Here is a 16,823-nt window from a genome sequence, read left to right as displayed (position 1 = left end):
CCCGGCGTGCAGTCGGTTACTTGCTCGAGGCGAGCGCCTGGTTGAGCTGATCGGCCGATACCGCGCCCGGCAGGCGACGGCCGTCCGGCAAAAAGATCGTCGGCGTGCCCGTGACGTTCATCCCGCGGCCAAGCGCGAGGTTCTTGTCGAGCGCGCTGGTGTCGCAGGTACCGGCGCCGGACGGCGCGCGGTGGTCGAGCATCCAGCTTTCCCACGTCTTCGCGCGGTCGGTCGCGCACCAGATCGCCTTCGACTTCGCGGTCGAATCCGGCGACAGCACCGGGTACAGGAACGTGTAGACGGTCACGTTGTCGATCGACTGCAGCGTCGTCTCGAGCTTCTTGCAGTACGGGCAGTTCGGATCGGAGAACACCGCGATCTTGCGGGCGCCGCTGCCCTTGACGACCTTGATCGCATTCGCGAACGGCAGGCTCGCGAAGTCGATCTTGTTGATTTCGGACAGGCGGGCGTCGGTCAGGTTCTTGTGCGTCTTGGTGTCGACGAGATCGCCGAGCAGCACGTAGTCGCCCGCCGCGTCGCTATAGATGATCTGCGAGCCGAGGTTCACTTCGTAAAGGCCTGCAACCGGCGATTTCGACACGCTCTTGATCGGCGCGTCGTTGCCGAGACGGGCTTGCAGCGTGGCCTTCAGCTTGTCGGTGGTCTGGTCGGCCTGCGCGGTGCAGCCAAGCGTCGCCATCGTGACGGCCAGCGCCAACGATGCGATGCGGATCGTTTTTTTCATCGAAATCTTCCTTCAGCTCAATCGGAGTGCACGGCACAGTGTACGCCGTAACGGAACCGTCTCCGACCGGCGCAGCGGCAGAAGGTTCGCTCAGCCGAGCGCGGCCGACACGAGCCAGCGCTTCACCAGCGGCTGCGCGCCGACGAACGCCATGCCCGCATTACGCACCGCCTTCGCGAGCGAGCCCGGCACCGCGAACAGCCGCTGCAGGCCGTCGGTCGCGACCATCAGCGCGCGGATGTCCTCGCGGCGCGAACGCTCGTAGCGGCGCAGCAGCACCGTATCGCCGAGATTGCGGAAGCTTTCCTTGCCCGCGATCGCGTCAGCGAGCGCCGCGACGTCGCGCAGCCCGAGGTTCATCCCCTGCCCCGCGAGCGGGTGGATCAGGTGCGCGGCATCGCCGACCAGCGCGACGCGCGGCGCGATCAGCTTGTCGACCGTCTGCAGCGCCAGCGGGAAGCCGGCGGCCGGCGTCACGCATTCGAGCGTGCCGACCTGGCCGTGCGACACGCGCTCGACCTCGGCCGCGAGCTGCGCCGGATCGAGTGCGAGCAGCTCGTCCGCATGCGCGGTGTGCGCGGACCACACGAGCGATACGTGGCCGTCCGGCAGCGGCAGCAGCGCGACGATCTCGCCTTCGTGGAACCATTGCCAGGCCGTCTCGCGGTGCGGCAGCGACGCCTTGAAGTTCGCGACGACGCCGGTCTGCCGGTAGTCGCGCCGTTCTACCCTGGCCCCCATTTGGGAACGTACCCACGAATGCGCGCCGTCGGCGCCGACGACGAGATCCGCTTCGAGCACCTGCCCCGACGACAGCGTGAGCACGGCCGCATCGTCGCGCACGTCGAAACCCTGCGCACGCGCGTCGAACCACGTGAGGTTCGGCTGGAACCGCAGCGCGGCGTCGAGCGACGCTTCGACCAACGACGATTCGGCGATCCATGCGAGCTGCGGCACGGACGCCTGATAGGCGGAGAAATGCAGTTCGGCATGCGCATCGCCATACACGCGCATGTCGTAGACCGGCGCGAGCCGGCTGTGGTCGAGCGCCTGCCAGACCCGCAGCCGTTCGAGCAACGCCTGCGAACTGGACGACAGCGCGTAGACGCGCGTGTCGAACGCGAGATCCGCGGGGCGCGGCGTGGCCGGCTGGGCGAGCAGGGCTGTCTTGTAGCCGGACTGGGTCAGCGCGAGCGCGGCCGTCTTGCCGACGAGCCCGCCGCCGACCACGGCGACGTCGAAGGTGTGGTGGGCAGTCATGGCGGGCATTATAGCCGCGGGGCCAAACCCTTACGCGGCCGGACTTTGCGGGAAATCAGCAGAACCGCAGGCCGGTGCGCCGGCGCGGCGGCCCGCCGCATCGGCCGTTCGGCGCCAAGCCCGGAAACCGGAGCGCCGGCACGGTACAATAGCGTCTTTGACCGTCGGCCCGCCGCGCTCCACGCGCCGGCCGCCCTTTTTTCCCGCGCCGCCGTGCCCTGTCCGGCCGCGCCGCCTCACCCGTCCGAAGGATTCCATGAGTCTCAAATGCGGCATCGTCGGCTTGCCCAACGTCGGCAAGTCCACCCTGTTCAATGCGCTGACCAAGGCCGGCATCGCCGCCGAGAACTACCCGTTCTGCACGATCGAGCCGAACGTCGGCATCGTCGAAGTGCCGGATACGCGCCTGAAGGCGCTCTCCGAGATCGTCAAGCCGGAGCGTGTCGTGCCGGCCGTCGTCGAATTCGTCGACATCGCGGGCCTCGTCGCGGGCGCGAGCAAGGGTGAAGGCCTCGGCAACCAGTTCCTCGCGAACATCCGCGAAACCGATGCAATCACGCACGTCGTGCGCTGCTTCGAGGACGACAACGTCATCCACGTCGCCGGCAAGGTGAGCCCGATCGACGACATCGAAGTGATCAACACCGAACTCGCGCTCGCCGACCTCGGCACCATCGAGAAGGCGCTCACGCGCTATTCGAAGGCGGCAAAGTCGGGCAACGACAAGGAAGCGGCGAAGCTCGTCGCGGTGCTTGAAAAGGTACGTGCGCAGCTCGACCAGGGCAAGGCCGTGCGCGGCCTCGCGCTGTCGGACGACGAAGAAGCGCTGATCAAGCCGTTCTGCCTGATCACCGCGAAGCCGGCGATGTACGTCGCCAACGTGAAGGACGACGGCTTCGAGAACAACCCGCACCTCGAGGCGGTACGCAAGTACGCGGAAAGCGAAAACGCGCCGGTGGTCGCCGTGTGCGCGGCGATCGAGGCGGAAATCGCCGATCTCGACGACGCGGACAAGGAAGCATTCCTCGCCGACATGGGCATGGAAGAGCCGGGCCTCGACCGCGTGATCCGCGCGGGCTTCAAGCTGCTCGGCCTGCAGACCTACTTCACCGCAGGCGTGAAGGAAGTGCGCGCGTGGACGATCCACATCGGCGACACGGCGCCGCAGGCGGCCGGCGTGATCCACACCGACTTCGAGCGCGGCTTCATCCGTGCGCAGACGATCGCGTTCGACGACTTCGTTTCGTACAAGGGCGAGCAAGGCGCGAAGGAAGCCGGCAAGATGCGCGCGGAAGGGAAGGAATATGTCGTGCACGACGGGGATGTGATGAACTTCCTGTTCAACGTCTGAGCGTTGCCGCCGCACCGACCGTAAAAAAGCCCGCTGAATGCGGGCTTTTTCTTTTGATGCTTGGCGATGCATTGCATCGCTGCGATCCGAACATTCAACCTCGCACGCCTCTGATGAGCTCCGGCCACAGCGACGAATGGGCTCGACGGAACATGCCGACGTGACCGATTGCGCGGCCATCACAGTTTTCCGGGCTGATGAAATGGACCTTGCTTTCGGCTCGCGGCAACCACCGCAGCCAGTCTTCGATATTGGCCGGTGTCGCGAGCGGGTCGTCGGTTGCAGCAACCACCGTGACGGGAGCGGAGAATTCACTGTAGTAGTGACGCGCAACGCCGATCCCGAACTCATTGGCCATGTAGCCGGGGCGGCGACACCATCGAGCCCACTGAAGCCCGACCCGCGCCGGCAGATCGTCGCCCCATCCCAGTACCCTGGCAGGCACATAGCCGAACAGGCGCGCGCTAACGGGCACATAAAGATTTGCCAGCAACGATGCGGCAATTCGCATCGGCCACCGGATGTTGCCGATGTATCCCGATGACGCGGAAATCGCGCAAACCGAGCGAATCGATGCATGGTTCGGCATCAGACCGACCAGTTGCGCACCCGCGCTGTGCCCGATCAGGTGTGCGTCGCGCGCGCGGGTTTCACGGAGGAGCCAGTCGAGTGCGGCGGGCATGTCAAGCTGCCCCCAGTCCTGTTTGCGCGCGACCGATCGGCGGAGGTGGCCCTCCTCGCGCGAGGCACCGATGCCGCGGTAATCGAATACGAAGGTCGGATGACCGTCGTCGCGCAACCAATCCGCAAATGCGAAATAGAACGATTGACGCAGTCCTGTCGCCGGGCAGATGAGCACCGGGGAGCCAGCACCGGTGGCCGTCGGGAAATAGGATCCCTGTAGCGAGTATCCATCCCGCGCGCGAAATGCGACGCTTACCCGGGAGGCCGGTTGCATCGTCATCGCCCGGGTTTCAATGCCGTAGACCACGGTGACATTGCGAATACGCATCGGCAGTTGCGAGATCGCGAACGCAGCGGGCTTTTCTCATTTCGGACTGGTTCATGAAGGTTTGCGGGAAGCGCCAGCGGACAATCTTTTCGCCATTTCCTTCGTTGCCTCCGTTGCACAGATCGCTTGTGCCGCAGGTCGCATCGAACCGTCGCTCCATGCGCTACGCGTCGATTTTTCGCACGATGTGTCGCGCGCTTTCTTCCACTTTGCCATCTGCGCGTCGAGCGCCGCCTTGCGCCTCGGCTGCTCGCTCACTTGTTTGTCGACGATCCGCTGCAATTCCCGCTCGGCGACGAGCTGATCGCGCCACGCGCAAAAATTCATGCTCGTCTGGCTCGAGTCGCAGTCCTTGAGCAGTGCATTGACCTCGCTTGCCGGCAAACCGCTGCGCACCGCTATCTCGTCCGCTGCCGTCGGGCCGGCAAATGCATGCGTCGACGCCAGCACGAGCAAACCGATCATGGCCGTTCTCACTGTGCCCTCTGTCGTGGCTGGAACGGCGCCGATTCAAGTCGACGCCGGTTGACAAGCCCGTTCGAACGAACGGGCGCGAGACGATGCCCGTTCTCGTCTCGTGGATGGATCCAGACGCGCTGATTCATGTGCGACACGACGCCCGCGTCGTCGCTCTGATTCGCTGAACGGAACGCGGCCAGCGCACCTGTGTTGCCGGTATTGTATGCATAGCTGACGAGCTCATCGAATTGCAATTGTGTCAATTGCCGGCCCGATACATGCCGTCGCACGGCGGCTTCTGCCCGACGGACCCGGACCGCGAGTTGCGCATTCACTTGCGTCGTCGTAACCGGCGTGCGCAATTCTTCCGGGGTGCACGGCCCGGTGTGAGCAAGCGTCCCGATACCATAGGTACAGTTGTTCGCCTGATCGTTGTAGTAAGCCATGACCGCGCTTTCCCGCCTCCGCAGCTCAGCCCAACCTGCGTCGCTCAATCTCAAGCTCTCGTTCGCCATTTGCCCCACCCGGCACGACCGCTTACGCGAGTCGACCTCATCATTCACTTCGGTTCTCGAAGCGATCAATGTATGGCGTTGCCGTTGGCGATGAAATCGGACGAGTTCGATTTCTTATCCTTAAATTTCAGCGCTATCTCGCCGACTCCCGCCGCGACATCAGCCCATCGCAAAAAGACAAATGGCCTGACCGGCAACCGCCGATCAGGCCATTTTCGCGACCGGGACTTCGCGCCCCGCCGCCACTTCAATTCATCACGTCGCCGACACCCGCCGCCCCGCGTTCGCCTGCGCATCACGCCCACGCTTGTTCAGCCACGACGCGAGCAGCACGATCAACGCCAGCACGGCCGTCGCGCCGACTTCCATCCGGTGCTCCTCGCTGACGAACATCACGGTCAGCGTGCCGCAGATGAACAGGATCACGGCCCACGTGAGCCACGGGAACAGCCACATCCGCAGCGTCAGGTCGGCACCGCCCGATTCGAGCGTCTTGCGCATCCGCAGCTGCGAGATCGCGATCACGAGATACACCAGCAGCGCGATCGCGCCCGACGTTGCCAGCAGGAAGCCGAACACCTGCTCCGGCATCAGGTAGTTCGCGATCACCGTCACGAAGCCGAACGCAGTCGACGCCAGCACGGCCGCGCGCGGCGTGCCGGTCGAATCGGTGCGATGCAGGAAGGCCGGCGCGTCCTTGCGCCTGGACAGCGAGAACAGCATCCGCGACGCCGTGTACAGCGCCGAATTCAGGCAGCTCGCAACCGACACGAGCACGATCACGTCGATGATCGCCTTCGCGTTCGGCACGCCGATCAGTTCCATCGCACGCTGATACGAGCCGTGCTTCGGCAGCAGCGGGTCGTTCCACGGCACGATGGCCGCGACGACGAGGATCGAGCCGAGATAGAACAACGTGATACGCCAGATGACCGAGTTCGTCGCGCGCACGATCTGGCGTTGCGGGTTGTCCGATTCGGCGGCCGCGATCGTCACGATCTCGGTGCCGAGGAACGAGAACATCGTCGTCAGCATCGCCGCGAGCACCGCGCTCGCGCCGTGCGGCATGAAGCCGTCATGCACGAACAGGTTCGACACGCCCGACACGGCCGGCGCAGGAATGATGCCGACGATCGCCGCGCCGCCAATGCACAGGAACACGACGATCGCGACGACCTTGATCAGCGCGAACCAGAATTCGAATTCGCCGTAGTTCTTGACGGAAAAGAGGTTGGTGATGGTGAGCAGCAGCGTGATGCCGAGCGCGAAGATCCACGTCGCGATGCCCGGGAACCACGCATTGAGGATGGTCGCGGCGGCGGTCGCCTCGATCGGGATCACCAGCACCCAGAACCACCAGTACAGCCAGCCGATCGTGAAGCCGGCCCAGTGGCCGATCGCGCGATCGGCATAGGTCGAGAACGACCCGCTGTCCGGATGCGCGACGGCCATTTCGCCGAGCATGCGCATCACCAGCACGACCAGCACGCCCGCGATCGCATACGCGAGTATCGATGCCGGCCCGGCTTCCGCGATCGCGTGGCCGGAGCCGACGAACAAGCCCGCGCCGATGACGCCGGCAATCGACATCATCGTTACGTGACGCTGCTTCAAGCCGGTGCCAAGGCCTGTGTTGCTTCCACTCATCTGTCTCTCTCCAAAAAACGGTTCCGATACGACCGGTGTCGCATGAAGGCGGCGCGGGGAGTTGTCGTTGTTGAATCCGGCTGCGACCGCGCGTGCGTCGCACGCGGGCATGAGGCCGGATGGGGCCATTCCGGTCGGGTCGTCCCGCGCAGTCTGCGAAGCTGCGGGTGCGATGCGGCGCACCGGGCGCCGGCGCATCGCGTACGCCCGTTCCGTCGGCTGTCGTCAGCCGCCTTCGAAGCGAACGAGTGTAAGCATCAAACGGTTCTTCACTAAGAACCAATTGAAGAATTTCGATGGAACCACTCGTTGCATCGATACGAACCGATGCAACGCTTGATCCGGTTCGGCGGCGGCTCGCGCGCAGCGCGCGCGCCGTTCAGTTCGCGTCGCGGGCGGCTTCGTCCCGCCACTTCGCCGGCACGAGTGCGTGCCATTCTCGCAGCAGCAGGTTCTTCACGGCGTCGGGATGCGCGGCCGACAGGCGCACCAGCACGATCGGCCAGCCGACATAGTGATCGGTCACGTAATACACGTCGGGCGCCGATTCGATCAGCCATGCGCGCTCGTCGGGGCCGACGCCCTTCACGACGAGCGTGTCGCCGTCCTCGCGCAGTCGCGCGAGCAGCTTGCCCTTCACCTTGAGCGCGGGCGTGCCGTACGACGTGCCGTCCTCGACGCCGCGCCAAGCCAGGGCGATCTGCCGGACTTCGTCGAATGTCACGATGCCTCCCCGACCATGCGTCGATGGTTGACGGTCCGGCCACCCTACCGGAAACCGCGCGACGCGCCCAGCGGGCGCGTTATCCGCCGGCCGCGCGCGCGGCGGCCGGCGCACGCCCGGTGGTCGCGACGATTGCGAACGCGATCGCATTCGCGGCGGCGCTCGCGAGGATCGGCACGAGATAGCCGCCGCCCGCGTCGTAGATGAAGCCGGCGGCGGCCGGCCCGATCAGCGTGCCGAACGCGACGCTCGTGTACAGGATGCCAATGATCGCGCTCACGTTGCGCCCGCCGAAATAGTCCATCACGACCGCCGGCAGCACGGCGACCCAGCCGCCGTAGAACACGCCGAACACGAGCGCGAACGCAGCCAGCGTCGCGACGGTGCCGGCGCCCGCCCACGCGACCAGCGCGACGGCCATGCCGGCGAACATCGCGAGCAGCGACGCACGGCGGCCGAAGCGGTCGGCGAGGCCGCCGAGGAAGAAGCGGCCGGCCGTGCTGCCCACGCCGATCACGCCGAGCAACAGCACGGCCGTCGACGGCGCGACGCCGTGATCGAGCGCGTACGGCACGAGGTGAACGAACGGGACGAACACGCCGAACGAGCAGACGAGGCAGGCCGCGTAGAGGCTCGCGAACGGCCGCGACGTGACGGCTTCGCGCACCGTCGCGCCGGCATGCACGTTCGCGCCGGCCGCGCCGGTCCATACGGCAGCGGCATGCCGGCTGCCGTCGCCGGCGGCATCGCCGTCCGGCAGCAATCCGCGCCTGCGCGGGTCGTTCTCGATCAGCAGCGACATGCCGGCACCCAGCACGATCGCGAGCGCGGCCAGCGTGAAATACGCGCCGCGCCAGCCGACCTGCGCGATCAGCGCGGACGCGAGCGGCGGCATCACCAGCGTGCCGACGCCGATCCCCGCGACCGCGAGCCCTGACGCGAACCCGCGCCGGCGCACGAACCAGCGCTGCACCGCACCGACGGCCGGCACGTACGCGCAGCCGACGCCGAACCCGACACCGAGCCCGTACGCGACATAGACCTGCAGCAGCGTATGCGCCGTGCCGGCGGCCGCGAGCCCCGCGCCGGTCAGCAGCATCCCGGCGACGGCGAGCCGCCGCGAGCCGAAACGATCGGCCAGCGGCCCGCTGACGACGCCGAAGCCGAAGTACAGGAAGCCGGCGAGCGAGAACACGAGCGAGATCTGGCCGCGCGACGCGGCGAAATCCCGCTGCAGCGACTCGACGAACGCGCTGAACGTATACGCGCTGCCGAACCCGACGAACGTGACGGCGAACGCGGCCGCCACCACGTACCAGCCGTAGAAAAGGCGCGACGCGCCCGGGCGGTTCATGACGATGCTCCTTTCGGGTTCCACCGGCTGCCGGGCGGCGTCCGGATTGCCCCGTGGATATAGTTGAACTATGTTGATCGCACCGGCCGCCGACAGGCAGCCGCGAAACATGCGACCCGATGTGTCGACGGTACTCGCGCGTACGCGTCGCCTCAAACGATATTTCGTCGACCTTTCGCTTTAGAAAAACTGAATGAATCGTTCCCGCCTGCCGCCGCTCAACGCGTTGCGCGCCTTCGAAGCCGCCGCCCGCCACCTGTCGGTGAAGTCGGCGGCCGAGGAGCTGTCGGTCACGCCCGGCGCGGTGAGCCAGATGATCCGCACGCTCGAGACGCATCTCGGCGTGCAGCTGTTCGAGCGCGTGAACCGCGGCATCCTGCTGACGGCCGCCGGCCGCGACTACCTGCCGCCCGTGCGCAACGCGTTCCGGCAGATCGCCGATGCGTCGCAGCGCGTGTCGGGCGCCGCCGACAGCGGCGTGCTGACGGTGAGCGTCACGCCGTTCTTCGCGTCCGCGTGGCTCGTCCCGCGCCTCGCGCAGTTCCGGCAGGCGTGCCCCGACGTCGACCTGCAGGTCGTCACGAGCCACGCGCTCGCGGATTTCGCACGCGACGGCGTCGACGTCGCGATCCGCCACGGCCTCGGGCGTTACGTCGGGCTGTGCAGCGAACGACTGCTGACGGTCGAAATCGTCGCGCTCGCGTCGCCCGAACTCGTCGCGCGGCTCGGCATGCCGGCGACGCCGGCCGCGCTCGTCGGCTGGCCGCAGTTGCACGACGCCGAACGCAAGGGCTGGCACATCTGGTTCGGCGCGCAGCGGATCGACGATTTCGGGCCGCCGCGCGGCCCCGCGTTCGACGACTCGGGCCTGCTGCTGCAGGCGATCGTCGCCGGCCAGGGCGCCGGGCTGCTGCCGGCCGCGATGGTGCGCGGCGAGCTGGCGAGCGGCCGGCTCGTGCAGCTTGCCGACGTCGCATGGCTCGACGATTTCGCGTACTACCTCGTCTATCCGCCGCATCACGCGGAACGGCCGAAGGTTGCCGCATTCCGCCGGTGGATTCTCGATGCCGCGCAGGCCGACGGCGCGGCGTCGATGTCGGGCGCGGCGTAGCGTCGCGCGGCGCCACGGGGCCGATCCGCTAACATGCGGCGCGGGCGATCGGCCCGACGTCGATAACAACGAACAGAACGAGAGAGACCATGCGTGCCCTGCTCCGCCGCGCGACCCATGTCGCGACCCTGTCCGCCGCGCTCTTCGTCGCGGGCGCCGCGCTGCCGCCTCCCGCGCATGCCTATCGCGCGTCACCCGGCTACGGCAACGAAGCCGATCTCGACCGTCACGACACGTATCGCAACCGCGACGGCGAAACCGTGCACGCGCCCGCGCATTCGAAATCGGGCCGCGTGCCGGACGGCGCGAGCGCGCGCTGCCGCGACGGCACGTACAGCTTCAGCCGCCACCGGCGCGGCACGTGCTCGGGGCACGGCGGCGTCGCCGCGTGGCTGTGAGCGCGGGTCGGCCGAATGGCCTGCGCCGCGCCAGCGGCAGCCGGCGGCGAAGTACAATACGCGCTCGCACCGCCGCGCCCCGCGCGGCACGCTCCGTACCGAATCACCCGACGCCGCCACGCGCGCGCTGCGCGGCAGTCTCAACCACTTCTGACTTTCACACCAAATGGCCCAATACGTTTTCACGATGAACCGGGTCGGCAAGATCGTGCCGCCCAAGCGCCAGATCCTGAAGGACATCTCGCTGTCGTTCTTTCCCGGCGCGAAGATCGGCGTGCTCGGCCTGAACGGCTCGGGCAAGTCGACGCTGATCCGCATCATGGCGGGCGTCGACAAGGACATCGAAGGCGAAGCCACGCCGATGCCGAACCTGAACATCGGCTACCTGCCGCAGGAACCGCAGCTCGACCCGACGAAGACCGTGCGCGAAGCCGTCGAGGAAGGCCTCGGCGACCTGTTCCAGGCGAACAAGAAGCTGGAAGAAATCTACGCGGCCTACGCCGAACCGGACGCCGACTTCGACGCGCTCGCGGCCGAGCAGGCGAAATACGAGGCGATCCTCGCGTCGAGCGACGGCGGTAGCCCCGAGCAGCAGCTCGAAGTAGCCGCCGACGCGCTGCGCCTGCCGGCGTGGGACGCGAAGATCGAGCACCTGTCGGGCGGCGAAAAGCGCCGCGTCGCGCTGTGCAAGCTGCTGCTCGAGAAGCCCGACATGCTGCTGCTCGACGAACCGACGAACCACCTCGACGCCGAATCGGTCGACTGGCTCGAGCAGTTCCTGGTGCGCTTCCCGGGCACCGTCGTCGCCGTCACGCACGATCGCTACTTCCTCGACAACGCGGCCGAGTGGATTCTCGAACTCGACCGCGGCCACGGCATTCCGTGGAAGGGCAACTACAGCAGCTGGCTCGACCAGAAGGAAGAGCGCCTGAAGCAGGAAGAAGCGTCGGAATCGGCGCGCCAGAAGGCGATCAAGAAGGAACTGGAGTGGGTGCGCCAGAACCCGAAGGGCCGCCAGGCGAAGTCGAAGGCGCGTATCGCGCGCTTCGAGGAGCTGAGCAGCCAGGAATACCAGAAGCGCAACGAAACGCAGGAAATCTTCATCCCGGCCGGCGAACGCCTCGGCAACGAAGTGATCGAGTTCAAGAACGTCAGCAAGGCGTTCGGCGATCGCCTGCTGATCGACAACCTGAGCCTGAAGATCCCGGCCGGCGCGATCGTCGGCATCATCGGCCCGAACGGCGCCGGCAAGTCGACGCTGTTCAAGATGCTGACCGGCAAGGAACAACCGGATTCGGGCGAAGTCGTGATGGGCCCGACGGTAAAGCTCGCGTACGTCGACCAGAGCCGCGACGCCCTCGACGGCTCGAAGACGGTGTTCGAGGAAATCTCGGGCGGCGCCGACGTGCTGACGGTCGGCAAGTACGAAACGCCGTCACGGGCGTACATCGGCCGCTTCAACTTCAAGGGCGGCGACCAGCAGAAGATCGTCGGCAACCTGTCCGGCGGCGAACGCGGCCGCCTGCATCTCGCGAAGACGCTGATCTCGGGCGGCAACGTGCTGCTGTTGGACGAACCGTCGAACGACCTCGACGTCGAAACGCTGCGTGCGCTGGAAGACGCGCTGCTCGAATTCGCGGGCTCGGTGATGGTGATCTCGCACGATCGCTGGTTCCTCGACCGGATCGCGACGCACATCCTCGCGTTCGAAGGCGATTCGCAGGTCACGTTCTTCGACGGCAACTACCAGGAGTACGAAGCCGACAAGCGTGCGCGCCTCGGCGAGGAAGCCGCGAAGCCGAAGCGTCTGCGCTACAAGCCGATCAGCCGCTGAGCGGCGCGGCCCGGGCGCCCGGCACCGCGATCGCGCGGCGCCGGATGCCGAAGGTGGCCGCATCCGGAACGGCACAACGAAGAAGCGGGCTCATGGCCCGCTTTTTTTATCCGCCTGGCGCTCGCCCGCCTTTATGCGAGCGCGCCCAGCTCGCGCAGCCGCCCCTCGGTCGCCGCCGCGCTCGTATGATGAATGCCGTGCCAGCCGAGCGCCGTCGCAGCCGCGGCGTTCTTCGCGTTGTCGTCGATGAACACGAGCTCGTGCGCCGCGATGCCCGGCAGATGCGGATCGATCCGCGCATGCATTTCGCGGTAGATCGCCGGATCGGGTTTCACGAGCTTCACGCGGCCCGACACGACGATGTCCTTGAACCGGCGCAGCACCGGAAAGTTGTCCCATGCATACGGAAACGTCTGCGCGGACCAGTTCGTCAGCCCGAACAGCGGCATCCCCTGCGCGTCCAGCCGGTCGACGAGCGCCGCGCCCTCTTCGAGCACGCCGCCGATCATCTCGTGCCAGCGCGCGTAAAACGCGCGGATCAGCGCTTCGTGCTCCGGAAACTTCGCGACGAGTTCGGCCGTGCCTTCCTCGATCGTCTGCCCGCCGTCCTGGCGGACCACCCAGTCCATCGCGCACACGTGCGTGAGGAACCAGCGGCGCTCGGCGTCGTCGGGAATCAGTTCACGGTAAAGGTACTCGGGGCTCCAGTCGATCAGCACGCCGCCGAAATCGAACACCACTGCCTTGATCGTCATGCGAACTCCGTGGCGAGCACGTCCGCGAGCGGACGCGGCGTCACCGCGTTGCCCGACAGCGAATTGTTGTTCCAGATGAAGTGATGATGCGCGACGATCTGCGCGGCCGACAGGTGGGCGCGCTCGTTCGTCGTGTGCAGGTCGGACACGACGGTCGTCCGGTAGCCGAGCAGCGCGGCACGGCGCGCGGCCGAATCGACGCAGAACTCGGTCGCATAGCCGCAGATCAGCACCGAACGGATGCCGTCGCGATCGAGCTGCGCCGCGAGCGGCGTGTCGTGGAACGCGTCGCTCGCCTGCTTGCGCACACGCCAGTCGTCGCGACCGACGACCAGCCCCGCATGCAGTTCCCAGCCCGGCGTGCCGGGCACGACGTCGTCGTCCGCGTCGCCATCGTGCTGCACGAAGCACACCGGCGCGTTCGCCGCGCGTGCCGCCGCCGTCAACCGGTTGATGCCCGACACCACGTCGTCGAGCCGGTATGCGGACTGCGCCCGCTCCACCAGCCCGCGCTGCATGTCGACCACGATCACCGCAGTGTCCGCCATTGCTTGCCCTCGCTGTTATTGTCCGGCCGTCGTGAGATCGCTATCCGGCCGCTATCCGATCGTTGCCGCGCGTTGCGTCAGATCGGCTGCGTGCGCGCGTCGAGCCACGCCTTCGCGTCGCCGCTCACATGCCGGCCGACGCGCTCGCGCACCGTCGCGTGATACGTGTTCAGCCACGCGCGCTCTTCGTCGTGCAGCATCTCGATCAGCACGCAGCGCGTGTCGATCGGGCACAGCGTCAGCGTCTCGAACGCGAGGAAATCGCCGAATTCCGTCTGCCCGGCCGCACGGTTCACGACCAGGTTCTCGATCCGGATGCCCCACTGGCCCGGACGGTACACGCCCGGCTCGATCGACGTGATCATGCCCTCTTCCATCGCCGTGTGCGGCTCGGCCGGCGCGTAGTGCGAGATGACCTGCGGACCTTCGTGTACGTTCAGGAAGTAACCGACGCCATGCCCGGTGCCGTGGCCGTAGTCGAGCCCGGCCGCCCACATCGGCGCACGCGCGATCGCGTCGAGCATCGGCGAGCGAATGCCGCGCGGGAAGCGGGCGCGCGACAGCGCCATCATCGATTTCAGCACGAGCGTGAAATCGCGCCGCTGCAGGTCGCTGACGGTGCCGACCGGCACGACGCGCGTGATGTCGGTCGTGCCCGTCATGTACTGGCCGCCCGAATCGATCAGCAGCAGGCCGTCGCCGGCGATCGTCGCGTGCGACTCGCGCGTCGCGTGGTAGTGCGGCATCGCGCCGTTCGCGTTGAAGCCGGCGATCGTCGCGAAGCTCGCCGACACATAGCCGGGGCGGCGGGCGCGCGCGGCCGTGAGCTTCTCCTCGATCGTCAGCTCGGTGATCGTCTCGCGATTGACGGCCTGTTCGAACCACGCGAAGAATTCCGCGAGCGCGGCGCCGTCGTGCTCCATCGTCACGCGCACGTGCTCGATCTCGGAGGAGGTCTTGCGCGACTTCGCGAACGTCGACGGATTCACGGCCTCGACGAGCTTCACGCCGGCCGGCACGGCCTCGAGCGTGCCGAACGTCACGCGGCGCGGGTCGATCAGCAGCGTCGCGCCGTCAGGCAGCGCCGCGAGCGACGCACGCGCGGCGTCATAGGCGCGGACGTCGACGCCATCCCGCGCGAGCGACGCGGCCAGCGCCGGCGGCACCTTGCCGTCGGCGACGAACAGCGTCGCGCGATCGGCGCCGATCATTGCGTGCGCAACGAACACCGGATTGAAGTTGACGTCGGCGCCGCGCAGGTTGAACAGCCATGCGAGATCATCGAGCGTCGATACGAAATGCCATTGCGCGCCCTGCGCGTGCATCGCGCGGCGCACGTCGGCGAGCTTGCTTGCGCGCGTCGTGTCGGCCTGCGGCGCCACGTGTTCGAACACCACGTCGCCGGGCAGCCCCGGCCGCTCGGGCCAGATCGCGTCGAGCAGGTCGACGTCGGTACGCAGCGCGATGCCGCGCGCGCTCAGCGCGGCCGTCAGCCCGCGCGCGGCCGCGACGCCGAGCACAGCGCCGTCGACCCCGACCGTCGCGCCGGCCGCCACGTTCTGCGCGAGCCAGTCGACGTGCGGTGCGCTCTGCTGCCCGCCCGTCATCTTCATCAGCTGCACGCCCGTGCCGGCCAGTTCGGCATCGGCCTGCACCCAGTAGCGGCTGTCGACCCACAGCCCCGCGAAATCCGCAGTCACGACCAGCGTGCCGACCGAGCCCGTGAAGCCGGACAGCCAGCGGCGCGCCTGCCAGCGCTCGGGCAGGTATTCGGACAGATGGGGATCGGCGGACGGCACGAGATAGGCGGCCAGGTTCTCGCGGGCCATGGCGCCGCGCAGCATCGCGAGACGGGCCGGCACCGGCGAGACTTCGGGGAGACGGGCATTCATGATTTCACCTGAGAGCATTCAGCGACGGGCCGACAGCGCGACCGTCACGGCTACGGCGAGGAACGCGACGCCGGTGCAGACCGGCCATTCGAGCGTCTCGCCATCGTAAAACAGTCCCGAGAGATTGCCGACCATGCGGGCGGCGGCCGCGCCCACGATGCCGACGAGCACCGCGATCCACCACGCCGGCCGGCCCGTGCGCCGCATCGGATGCAGCCAGCGGCCGAACAGCCCGACGGCCGCTCCCAGGACAAGGATTCCAAACCAGTTCATTCAACGCCTTCTATAAATTCAGATTCGTCCCATAGGCGTGAACGTTGCCAGCGGCTAGCATCGATTCATCCATCGAACCCGAGACCAGCCGGGCGCCGCGAACCTTCGAGTGTAGGGGCCGACTCGACGTTATGGCAAGCGCACACCGGCCGCCGTATTGAAGAAATCCTCATGCGAATCGCTCTGATCGATCCGGAATCGCGTCATACCGCACTCCTGAACCGCCTGCTCTTCGCGGGCGGTCATGTGTGCCATGCGTTTCCGTCCAGCACCGCATTCTTCGAGTGGCTCGCCGCCGACAACACCTGCGACATGCTGGTCACCGGCCACTGGGCCGGCGACCAGCCGGCGCAGGACGTCATTCCGCGCGCGCAGGCGGTCCTCCCCGGGTTGCCGGCCATCGCCGTGATGCAGTCGGCCCGCGAAAGCGAAATCGTCTCGTGCCTGCACGCGGGCGCCGACGATTGCCTCGTGCGCCCCGTGAGCGGGCCCGAGCTGCTCGCGCGCGTCAACGCGCTGAGCCGGCGCGCCGGCGTACGGCGGGCGCCCACCCGCTCGCGCGAAATGTATGGCGAATACGCATTCGACGCCACGCATTGTCTCGTGCGTTTCGGCGACGCAATCGTTTCACTCACGCCGAAGGAGTTCCGTTTCGCGCAGTTGCTGTTCACGAACCTGTCGCGGCCCGTGTCGCGCGCCCATATCCTCGAAACGGTATGGGGCCTCCGCCGCGACATGAAGTCGCACACGCTCGACACGCACGCGTCCCGGCTGCGCAGCAAATTGCAGCTGCTTCCGGAGCGCGGCTATCGGCTGCTGCCGCTGTACGGCTTCGGCTATCAGCTCGACCGCGTACCGATCGAGCCCCCAAATTCGCGGCCGCGCCATGCCGATGCCCGGTATGCAGCGAGTGAGGAAATCGCTGAAACGCTATAATATGAGGCT

Annotated in this window: 17 protein-coding genes; 5 read left to right on the top strand and 12 right to left on the bottom strand. The window is 67.1% G+C overall.

Going from position 1 to position 16,823, the window contains the following annotated elements:
• Positions 1-16 precede the first annotated feature (16 nt).
• A complete protein-coding gene (locus HWW87_RS34590) occupies positions 17-745 on the bottom strand; it encodes a DsbC family protein (protein WP_175824028.1) in 729 nt (242 codons plus the stop codon).
• Between the two features lie 90 nt (positions 746-835).
• Positions 836-2,014 (bottom strand): UbiH/UbiF family hydroxylase, encoded by a 1,179-nt coding sequence (locus HWW87_RS34585; RefSeq protein ID WP_175824027.1) that lies wholly within the window; start codon positions 2,012-2,014, stop codon positions 836-838.
• Between the two features lie 247 nt (positions 2,015-2,261).
• On the opposite strand from HWW87_RS34585, the gene ychF reads away from it, so the two are divergent.
• On the top strand, positions 2,262-3,356 hold the full coding sequence (gene ychF, locus HWW87_RS34580) for a redox-regulated ATPase YchF (protein ID WP_175824026.1): 1,095 nt from the start codon (positions 2,262-2,264) through the stop codon (positions 3,354-3,356).
• Positions 3,357-3,450: 94 nt separating this feature from the next.
• Here ychF and HWW87_RS34575 read toward each other — a convergent pair whose 3' ends face one another.
• From HWW87_RS34575 to HWW87_RS34550, 6 genes are all read right to left on the bottom strand, one after another.
• Positions 3,451-4,368: an alpha/beta fold hydrolase gene (locus HWW87_RS34575; protein ID WP_244107399.1), complete on the bottom strand. Its 918-nt coding sequence runs from the start codon at positions 4,366-4,368 to the stop codon at positions 3,451-3,453.
• A 51-nt stretch (positions 4,369-4,419) separates the two neighbouring features.
• On the bottom strand, positions 4,420-4,833 hold the full coding sequence (locus tag HWW87_RS34570) for a lysozyme inhibitor LprI family protein (protein WP_175824025.1): 414 nt from the start codon (positions 4,831-4,833) through the stop codon (positions 4,420-4,422).
• Positions 4,834-4,841: 8 nt separating this feature from the next.
• Positions 4,842-5,342: a glycoside hydrolase family protein gene (locus HWW87_RS34565; RefSeq protein ID WP_174433946.1), complete on the bottom strand. Its 501-nt coding sequence runs from the start codon at positions 5,340-5,342 to the stop codon at positions 4,842-4,844.
• A gap of 255 nt (positions 5,343-5,597) precedes the next feature.
• Entirely contained in the window at positions 5,598-6,989 is a 1,392-nt protein-coding gene (gene gabP, locus HWW87_RS34560) for a GABA permease (protein ID WP_174389477.1), read from the bottom strand.
• Between the two features lie 379 nt (positions 6,990-7,368).
• Positions 7,369-7,713, bottom strand: a complete 345-nt coding sequence (locus HWW87_RS34555; RefSeq protein WP_175824024.1) for an MmcQ/YjbR family DNA-binding protein — start codon at positions 7,711-7,713, stop codon at positions 7,369-7,371.
• Positions 7,714-7,792: 79 nt separating this feature from the next.
• A complete protein-coding gene (locus HWW87_RS34550; RefSeq protein ID WP_175824023.1) occupies positions 7,793-9,067 on the bottom strand; it encodes an MFS transporter in 1,275 nt (424 codons plus the stop codon).
• Between the two features lie 193 nt (positions 9,068-9,260).
• Here HWW87_RS34550 and gcvA point away from each other — a divergent pair, with 193 nt between their 5' ends.
• The 3 genes from gcvA to ettA all read left to right on the top strand — a co-directional run bounded on the left by gcvA (position 9,261) and on the right by ettA (position 12,410).
• Entirely contained in the window at positions 9,261-10,178 is a 918-nt protein-coding gene (gene gcvA, locus HWW87_RS34545; RefSeq protein WP_174433949.1) for a transcriptional regulator GcvA, read from the top strand.
• 89 nt (positions 10,179-10,267) lie between these two features.
• A complete protein-coding gene (locus HWW87_RS34540; protein WP_175824022.1) occupies positions 10,268-10,576 on the top strand; it encodes a DUF3761 domain-containing protein in 309 nt (102 codons plus the stop codon).
• A gap of 166 nt (positions 10,577-10,742) precedes the next feature.
• A complete protein-coding gene (ettA, locus tag HWW87_RS34535; RefSeq protein WP_175824021.1) occupies positions 10,743-12,410 on the top strand; it encodes an energy-dependent translational throttle protein EttA in 1,668 nt (555 codons plus the stop codon).
• Between the two features lie 131 nt (positions 12,411-12,541).
• Here the strand turns inward: ettA and HWW87_RS34530 are convergent, their stop codons facing one another.
• The 4 genes from HWW87_RS34530 to HWW87_RS34515 all read right to left on the bottom strand — a co-directional run bounded on the left by HWW87_RS34530 (position 12,542) and on the right by HWW87_RS34515 (position 15,878).
• Positions 12,542-13,165: an HAD-IA family hydrolase gene (locus HWW87_RS34530; protein WP_175824020.1), complete on the bottom strand. Its 624-nt coding sequence runs from the start codon at positions 13,163-13,165 to the stop codon at positions 12,542-12,544.
• Positions 13,162-13,713: an isochorismatase family protein gene (locus tag HWW87_RS34525; protein ID WP_175824019.1), complete on the bottom strand. Its 552-nt coding sequence runs from the start codon at positions 13,711-13,713 to the stop codon at positions 13,162-13,164. The genes HWW87_RS34530 and HWW87_RS34525 overlap by 4 nt, the downstream gene beginning before the upstream one ends.
• A 77-nt stretch (positions 13,714-13,790) precedes the next feature.
• Positions 13,791-15,605 (bottom strand): aminopeptidase P family protein, encoded by a 1,815-nt coding sequence (locus HWW87_RS34520; protein ID WP_175824018.1) that lies wholly within the window; start codon positions 15,603-15,605, stop codon positions 13,791-13,793.
• Positions 15,606-15,623: 18 nt separating this feature from the next.
• Entirely contained in the window at positions 15,624-15,878 is a 255-nt protein-coding gene (locus HWW87_RS34515; protein ID WP_006477062.1) for a hypothetical protein, read from the bottom strand.
• Between the two features lie 171 nt (positions 15,879-16,049).
• On the opposite strand from HWW87_RS34515, the gene HWW87_RS34510 reads away from it, so the two are divergent.
• Positions 16,050-16,814, top strand: coding sequence for a response regulator transcription factor (locus HWW87_RS34510; RefSeq protein ID WP_175824017.1), 765 nt, complete (start codon positions 16,050-16,052; stop codon positions 16,812-16,814).
• Positions 16,815-16,823 lie beyond the last annotated feature (9 nt).

Source organism: Burkholderia sp. BCC0419, from assembly GCF_902830285.1.
Lineage (GTDB): Bacteria > Pseudomonadota > Gammaproteobacteria > Burkholderiales > Burkholderiaceae > Burkholderia.
This window is presented reverse-complemented; position numbering and strand designations above follow the sequence as displayed.

What these genes read in the sequence shown, in the direction of transcription:
- HWW87_RS34590 (WP_175824028.1), bottom strand. Translation starts at nt 745, where the DNA reads ATGAAAAAAACGATCCGCATCGCATCGTTGGCGCTGGCCGTCACGATG.
- HWW87_RS34585 (WP_175824027.1), bottom strand. Translation starts at nt 2,014, where the DNA reads ATGCCCGCCATGACTGCCCACCACACCTTCGACGTCGCCGTGGTCGGC.
- ychF (WP_175824026.1), top strand. Translation starts at nt 2,262, where the DNA reads ATGAGTCTCAAATGCGGCATCGTCGGCTTGCCCAACGTCGGCAAGTCC.
- HWW87_RS34575 (WP_244107399.1), bottom strand. Translation starts at nt 4,368, where the DNA reads ATGCGTATTCGCAATGTCACCGTGGTCTACGGCATTGAAACCCGGGCG.
- HWW87_RS34570 (WP_175824025.1), bottom strand. Translation starts at nt 4,833, where the DNA reads ATGATCGGTTTGCTCGTGCTGGCGTCGACGCATGCATTTGCCGGCCCG.
- HWW87_RS34565 (WP_174433946.1), bottom strand. Translation starts at nt 5,342, where the DNA reads ATGGCGAACGAGAGCTTGAGATTGAGCGACGCAGGTTGGGCTGAGCTG.
- gabP (WP_174389477.1), bottom strand. Translation starts at nt 6,989, where the DNA reads ATGAGTGGAAGCAACACAGGCCTTGGCACCGGCTTGAAGCAGCGTCAC.
- HWW87_RS34550 (WP_175824023.1), bottom strand. Translation starts at nt 9,067, where the DNA reads ATGAACCGCCCGGGCGCGTCGCGCCTTTTCTACGGCTGGTACGTGGTG.
- gcvA (WP_174433949.1), top strand. Translation starts at nt 9,261, where the DNA reads ATGAATCGTTCCCGCCTGCCGCCGCTCAACGCGTTGCGCGCCTTCGAA.
- HWW87_RS34540 (WP_175824022.1), top strand. Translation starts at nt 10,268, where the DNA reads ATGCGTGCCCTGCTCCGCCGCGCGACCCATGTCGCGACCCTGTCCGCC.
- ettA (WP_175824021.1), top strand. Translation starts at nt 10,743, where the DNA reads ATGGCCCAATACGTTTTCACGATGAACCGGGTCGGCAAGATCGTGCCG.
- HWW87_RS34530 (WP_175824020.1), bottom strand. Translation starts at nt 13,165, where the DNA reads ATGACGATCAAGGCAGTGGTGTTCGATTTCGGCGGCGTGCTGATCGAC.
- HWW87_RS34525 (WP_175824019.1), bottom strand. Translation starts at nt 13,713, where the DNA reads ATGGCGGACACTGCGGTGATCGTGGTCGACATGCAGCGCGGGCTGGTG.
- HWW87_RS34520 (WP_175824018.1), bottom strand. Translation starts at nt 15,605, where the DNA reads ATGAATGCCCGTCTCCCCGAAGTCTCGCCGGTGCCGGCCCGTCTCGCG.
- HWW87_RS34515 (WP_006477062.1), bottom strand. Translation starts at nt 15,878, where the DNA reads ATGAACTGGTTTGGAATCCTTGTCCTGGGAGCGGCCGTCGGGCTGTTC.
- HWW87_RS34510 (WP_175824017.1), top strand. Translation starts at nt 16,050, where the DNA reads ATGCGAATCGCTCTGATCGATCCGGAATCGCGTCATACCGCACTCCTG.